The organism is Microvirga aerophila, assembly GCF_003332305.1.
In the GTDB taxonomy this organism is placed as follows: Bacteria; Pseudomonadota; Alphaproteobacteria; order Rhizobiales; family Beijerinckiaceae; genus Microvirga; species Microvirga aerophila.
In genome coordinates, this window is record NZ_QOIO01000120.1 from 1 (window position 1) to 5,873 (window position 5,873).

Genomic DNA, 5,873 nt, shown 5'->3' on the forward strand with positions numbered 1-5,873 from the left:
CCGCATCGATGATCTGCTGCCGTGGGCCTACGCCACCGCGCCAGACCTCAAGGCCGTGGCCTGAGAACACCGCTAACAGTGGTTCTGCCGATAGCCTCTGCTAGGCGTGCTGATACCTATAAATCTCCAGAGCCCTCACGTGCCTCCTAGGTCCGACAACTCAACGACGGACCATTTCCAGGTTTTGCGAACCTACCCCCACCACCCGTCACTCCTGGCCCCCAAAATCGGACAGATTGGACCCGAAAGGAGACGCATTACTGCCTAGATTGATGGTGAGCCTTGGTGGGCTAAGGATGAGGTGGCTAATGACCAACATGGACGATCAGGTAGCTCGACACTGTAAGGACATCATCCTGAGGGCGACGCTCAAGAGCGCCCAGGATCGGCCGCAGCCTTGCGAAGCCGGGGGAACACTTGATCGAGCCGTCCGGGTGCTTCGGGAGCAGTCAGCCTATCCGGTGCCTCCATACACTCCCCCGCGCCTAACAAGGTTCAGCAGTTCAAAGGACTGATGCTGGACGAGTAGGTGTCAAAGGGGACACAGACAAAAACCTCACGACAAGCTCGGGGCTTAGGAGGACCATAGATCGTATGGACTAAGGGCCCTGTTCAGTCATAGGCCCGTGCCTTGAGCCTCCTGTGTTCCTCCTGACATCACGGCACAGACGTGAAAAAGCCGTGTGCTCAAGTTAGAGCTAAGACAGCCATATATGGGGCTCGGTCATGCCTAGGGCACGATTTAAAATCCGAGTTGCTGACGACCGCAAAACCGTGACGATAGAGATCAAACCTCTTGGGCAACCAGGACATCTGGTGGACCTCGCACTCAATGAGCTTGATCAACTGATGGACAAACTTGGCAATGCAAGAAGCCAAATGGTCAAGGGGCACCCGATCCCGCCCTTCGAGCGCGATGAACCGCCGATCAGCGTTGCTGCCAACACCAAGTGGACCATCCGGGCGTCTCCACCGGAAGGTGTCCTATTTGGGTTTTATCATCCGAAGTTTGGGCCGGTCGGACTCACGCTACCAAAGGAAGAGATTGTGAGCATCGTCGGCTTCCTCACGGACCGCTTCATCCTTCAACCGACAGCTTCGTCAGGAAGACATTAGGCTGTGACCCATTGGCTGGAGCACTTCACTCTTCCTCACTAGCTTTCCATTCCTGATATGCAGTTGAATCGTAGATGTACTCCAGCGATGGCACGAGACGGAGTTCTCGTCCTCCAAACTTCCGTTTGAAGACGCTGATGTCAGTCCATCCGTCATTTGACCCATCTTGAGGGGTTACGCCAAACAGATCATAGGTCTGGTAGCCGAGACCCTTTGCCTTCCTCATAATCTCGAAGTGGAGCAGATACGGTGCCATGACATTGCGATGAACGGTCCGGGAACCGCCATAGTAGTAGGTTGCCGTGCGGCCACTAAAGACGACCAGGGCTGTTGCAACCCGCATGCCTTGGTACTCGGCAAAGAAGATCGAACCTCGTTCTGCCGCCAGCAGCAGAGGGATCAGGGTATGAAAATATCCGGGGCTGCGACCGCGCTTCCCCTTACGGGCAAAGGTCTCCTGGTAAATGCTCAGGAAGTCGTTGATGCCTTGCTGTGAGATGTCCTCGACAACCAACACGCCGTATCGCTGAGCAACGCCAATGTTGTACCGGCCTTTGGCTTCATCTGAGCCAGGATCGCGCCCTCAGAGGCGTTTAGAGCAACGCAGAGGGTATCCCGTGGCGAACCATAGTAGTGGCTGGATTCCTGGAAGCCCTTTATAAAACTGGGCACCTGCTGCCATCGGGGATTGATGCACAGATGACTGACCACTTGCTGTTCGGTCTGCCGTTTGCGCTCGATGAACGCCATGACGGCGCGAAAGACCTGTTCTTGCTCGGCCAGTGAGTCCTCCTCCAGGAACACCGGACCATCGGGAATGTAATAGTAGCGTTTGTCTGGAGCGAAGGACCGCGCGAGAACCATCGCACCACCCACGATAGTGTCTTTATCCCGCAGCACTGTCCCAAAGTGCTCCCATCCACGGGCAACCTTGAGGGCCGTGTACCATGATGACTGCCTGAAGCCCGTATCAGTCTTTGTTTCAATGAACGTGTCCCACGTCGCCCGTTTATCCAGTTCTTTAGGATGCTGTTTGACGGCTGCTTCAGCGCACATTGCTACCTACCGCTTGTTGGACAGATCGTCATTTCCAAGGCGACTCGCCCGTTCAACATCACCACGATCGTTCCCTATTCTATAGGAGACGTAGGGCCTTCCATTCTTGCTGACGCGTCGCTCGATTGAATTATCAAGGGGTATGAGACCTGATGCTATTCTGGGGGCGCACCGGTTCGATTAAGCCCGGACGGATCAGTTGCGCAGGCCAAGCCGAAAATCGGCAGAGACCTCACTCACCTCTCAGGTCCCAACTCTTTCCTCTCGTATTGAGAGCATCGGAGGTCGAAGGCTACGTCTGGAACCGGCATGTCATCCAGCCAAGCTTCAGCGTTGAAGGCAGCCTCATTGCCACAGTGGATGGATTGACAGTAGGCGTTGATGGAACAGACCCCTTTGGCTCCTCATGTTGTCCATAGTCATCGGAGAAATCTCACTCCCCTTGGCGTCATAGGCTTGCTGAGCTTCCTGCTTACATTTGTAGAGTGGGCACCTGGGCCGTAGATCCGCGAACAGCCTGGAACACCTGTAGGAACACCTTGGAACAGGTCTTCCCCAGGATCAGGAAGCCGCCCCGTGATGAAACCAGAACCACCCCTTGGGAGGCTCCTCAGCCCTCTTCGTGAGATCCGTGATCTGCCGTTGACTGGCCTCTAATGCAGACGCCCAACGATCACGCTCCTCCTTCAACTCCTCAGCCTGTTTCCGCTCCAGCTCAACGATTTCTTTGAGGGCTTCGAGTTGGGCTTCAGCCTTGGCGAGACGTACCTCTAGGGACACCTGAGGCTCCAAGGTGTTCCCTGTGTTCTCCTGAGAGGTTGCGGATCGTTTCATGAGAGGTTCAGCCGAACTGTTCCACAAGAACCATCAAGGAATGGGTAAGCATATTCCGGAAACAGGGTCAGGCTGAGCCGTAACCCCAAGGGGCAGAAAGCAAACATGCCAGACAAGATCACTGTCGCTTGCATCAATGGGGAATGGGCGATTGCCCACGAGACCTTGCTTATAACGACCCGATCCAACCTGTCTGATGCAATCCCCATCGCCATCAGGCTGGCCGCAATCCTATCCCGCAGTAGTTCGATGGAAGTTGAGGTGCATAACAGTTCGACGGACTTCTACACACTTTGGCAATCCGACCGAGATGCCCTTTCGGTTGAGGCTATCGCGCCGTGAATTGCCGAGTGACGTTGAGCACATCATCCCGGCCGATCAGCCACGCCATAGTGCGGCATTCTCCCAGAAGGACCCGTGCCATCCTCAAGGCGAAGTGATCGGGCGCGCTCACGCTCTTGGGATACCTGTAACGGCTATGCTTATTCCAAAGGAAGAGCTGATAATGAGCCATGCCACCCGTCACCTATGGGGTTGCAGTCAGCAGGGATCTAAATCTGTTTCACACGCCTAGACGATCTATGAAGGAGTTCGGTCAGGCCTCTCGCCAGATGCGGAGCTGAGGTGGGTTGTGGCCCACATGGCAGCTTGGGTGCGGTTTTGCGCGCGAAGCTTTCTCAGGATCGCCTTGATATGAACTTTGACCGTTGCCTCTGCCACACCGAGCTTGCGGGCGATGACTTTGTTTGGAGCCCCTTCCGTCAGCAACCGGAGGATCGCCTCCTCCCGGCCAGATAGGTTTCTCTCCTCCGGCGAATGGGTCTTGATCGGTGCCTCTGTCATCCCGGGCTGATGTTCTTGCCGGAGTGTGTCTGCCAGATCATTGATAGCCGACAGGATCGCGGCAGCGGGGAACACACGCTCTCCCAGCACGATCAGCTCAAGAGATTTGACCAGGATCTGCGGGGCTGTTGCGGTGTGCAGAACTCCCGCCGCTCCGGCCTGATAGGCCAGCACAAGGAAGTCCCAATCAAAGCTGTCAGCCAATAAGGAACAGGATGGCCTTGGCATCGGGAAAGCCCGGGAAACCTGATGGACGGTCGACGGCCTCGTCCTGGATCTGGAACTGAGTCTTCGACAGGAGGTGCTTGATCCCTTCGCGCATCAGGAAACTGTCGCATATCAAAACGGTGGGAATCTGCAATGCATCCTGGGCTGCTATATCGTAATAATATTCATGAGCACTATGAAGAGACATTGATCAACTCGCATCTGTTAAAGCCAAGAAAATCATTGAGCCTGACCGGCTGAAGCAGAGCCGAAGCATTTGTGCAGCAGTCGCGGATACTGAATTGATGTTACCTCCAGAGAATATGTTGAAATCTGCCAATAGTCGCAGGACCTTTAGGCCTTTGGCCTTACCTCTTTTGATTCATAGTGAGCTGCGAACGTGTCCCGTCGAGCGGCCCAGCCCCCACGGACGTGCCTGGCTCTTGCTGTGTCTTCTGGATAACAAGCCTTTCTCGACGCTCAGCTACAGACGGCTCTAGCCAGTTCCTCAGCAACCTTCTCTCTGGCCTCAGGTGAGTGTATCGGCTCAACATCTATAGGTCACGGTGGCCACAGATCAGAGCCGCCTCAGGAACGCTTAAGTCGCTCACCTGTCGCTCACCTGATGAACAACGGCTGCAAGTCCCGTTCTGCCTTCCTTCAACGGCTCTCGTGCAACCTCTCGATCAATGGGCGGCTCCTTCCGAGTTCAGCTCATCGGGAGGATCATATGAGCTTCGGTTGGAAGAGGGCTGTTCTCACTGGTGTAGTGGCTCTTGTGCTTGGAAGTGCTGCTCAGGCGGCCGACTTAGAGGTTATCCCCGGCTCCACTTGGTACAATCAGCAGGAACAGATAAGCGAATATGGCAACGCCTACCTTGCTCCCGCAGAGCCCCGCCAGCATTGGCGTGAAGGGCGCTTCTACAACCACCGTGAGCATGACAGGTTCTACGGGCGGCATGTCGCTGAAAATCGCCCTTGGGCTCGTCCTGACTTCGCTCGTCCTGCCTGGAGCCATGGTCAGGAGTGCCGACTGATCATCAAAGAGCGCGTGAGCCCTTGGGGTGAGCGGGTCGTGCGGCGGATCAGGGTGTGTGACTGAGCGCCAACAGGTCGGCATGGACAATTCGAGCTTGCACTGAAGTGAGGACGGGTCTGGTTGCGTTAACGACACTGTTCCCTTGTGCATGAAACTTGAGCCTGACAGATACTCCACCGTCAGGCTCATTTTTTTGACTGCTTAGCGGAACTGTCGGGAATTTTGTGTGGGGCCTTACGATGATCATGAGGGAAACATCGCATGGCACGCCGCATTTCCGACCACCTGCTGGATCAACTGCTGGTGGGTGCTGAGGCCAAATCAGCCTTCGCCCAGGATGGACTACTCGACGAGCTGAAGAAGGCTTTGGCTGAGCGCGCATTCAATGCCGAGATGGACCATCTGACCCGCCACTGAAGTTTCATCCAGTGGCGTTTAGAGCCTCGGCTGGTGATACGCCGTGGGCTGGCGGAAATTACGGTGAAACCTGTGCCATCTGGCGTTCGCTCAGCAGAAACAAATTATCCGTTCCAAGCCTCCTCGACAGGAGGCCCTGAATCACACCTCAGCCCGAATTAATAGGTTCTGAGCCTAGCGAAAATCTGATGCATAGCCGTTCGAGAGTAAGAGATCGATATGTAATTGAACCTTGCCAATAGATTAATACTAAGTCCCTGAAGGGCTGACTCGTTCGTGATTTTCTGCGTCGGGGTGGGTGTGATTCAACTTGGCGAGCCATGGAGGTTCGCCATGCCGATCCCACTCCGTTCTGACTTCG

General features: G+C 55.3%; 8 protein-coding genes and 1 pseudogene. 4 read left to right on the top strand and 5 right to left on the bottom strand.

The annotated features are described in order from the left end of the window. Positions 1-816: 816 nt before the first annotated feature. Complete coding sequence (locus DRB19_RS28500) at positions 817-1,116, top strand: hypothetical protein (protein WP_114189336.1); 300 nt, start codon at positions 817-819, stop codon at positions 1,114-1,116. Positions 1,117-1,141: 25 nt separating this feature from the next. Here the strand turns inward: DRB19_RS28500 and DRB19_RS28505 are convergent, their stop codons facing one another. From DRB19_RS28505 to DRB19_RS28515, 3 genes are all read right to left on the bottom strand, one after another. Next, positions 1,142-1,633 (bottom strand): lipid II:glycine glycyltransferase FemX, encoded by a 492-nt coding sequence (locus DRB19_RS28505; protein WP_162815936.1) that lies wholly within the window; start codon positions 1,631-1,633, stop codon positions 1,142-1,144. Then, positions 1,585-2,172 (bottom strand): peptidoglycan bridge formation glycyltransferase FemA/FemB family protein, encoded by a 588-nt coding sequence (locus tag DRB19_RS28510; protein ID WP_114189338.1) that lies wholly within the window; start codon positions 2,170-2,172, stop codon positions 1,585-1,587. Before DRB19_RS28510 ends, DRB19_RS28505 begins: the two co-directional genes overlap by 49 nt. A 561-nt stretch (positions 2,173-2,733) precedes the next feature. Further along, positions 2,734-3,006 carry a hypothetical protein gene (locus DRB19_RS28515; protein ID WP_114189339.1) on the bottom strand — a complete coding sequence of 91 codons (273 nt, stop codon included), beginning with the start codon at positions 3,004-3,006 and terminating at the stop codon, positions 2,734-2,736. 105 nt (positions 3,007-3,111) lie between these two features. Between DRB19_RS28515 and DRB19_RS28520 the strand changes: the two genes are divergently transcribed. Further along, positions 3,112-3,348 carry a hypothetical protein gene (locus DRB19_RS28520; protein ID WP_114189340.1) on the top strand — a complete coding sequence of 79 codons (237 nt, stop codon included), beginning with the start codon at positions 3,112-3,114 and terminating at the stop codon, positions 3,346-3,348. A gap of 237 nt (positions 3,349-3,585) precedes the next feature. On the opposite strand, the gene DRB19_RS28525 is transcribed toward DRB19_RS28520, so the two are convergent. Next, positions 3,586-4,053, bottom strand: a complete 468-nt coding sequence (locus DRB19_RS28525) for a LuxR C-terminal-related transcriptional regulator (protein ID WP_162815937.1) — start codon at positions 4,051-4,053, stop codon at positions 3,586-3,588. Further along, positions 4,046-4,264 carry a hypothetical protein gene (locus DRB19_RS28530; RefSeq protein WP_114189342.1) on the bottom strand — a complete coding sequence of 73 codons (219 nt, stop codon included), beginning with the start codon at positions 4,262-4,264 and terminating at the stop codon, positions 4,046-4,048. Before DRB19_RS28530 ends, DRB19_RS28525 begins: the two co-directional genes overlap by 8 nt. Positions 4,265-4,919: 655 nt before the next feature. Here DRB19_RS28530 and DRB19_RS30480 point away from each other — a divergent pair. Together DRB19_RS30480 and DRB19_RS28540 are read left to right on the top strand one after the other, a co-directional pair. Beyond that, complete coding sequence (locus DRB19_RS30480) at positions 4,920-5,093, top strand: hypothetical protein (protein WP_162815938.1); 174 nt, start codon at positions 4,920-4,922, stop codon at positions 5,091-5,093. Positions 5,094-5,356: 263 nt separating this feature from the next. Beyond that, positions 5,357-5,497: pseudogene (locus DRB19_RS28540) on the top strand (IS256 family transposase); the annotation flags it as partial. Between the last annotated feature and the right edge of the window lie 376 nt (positions 5,498-5,873).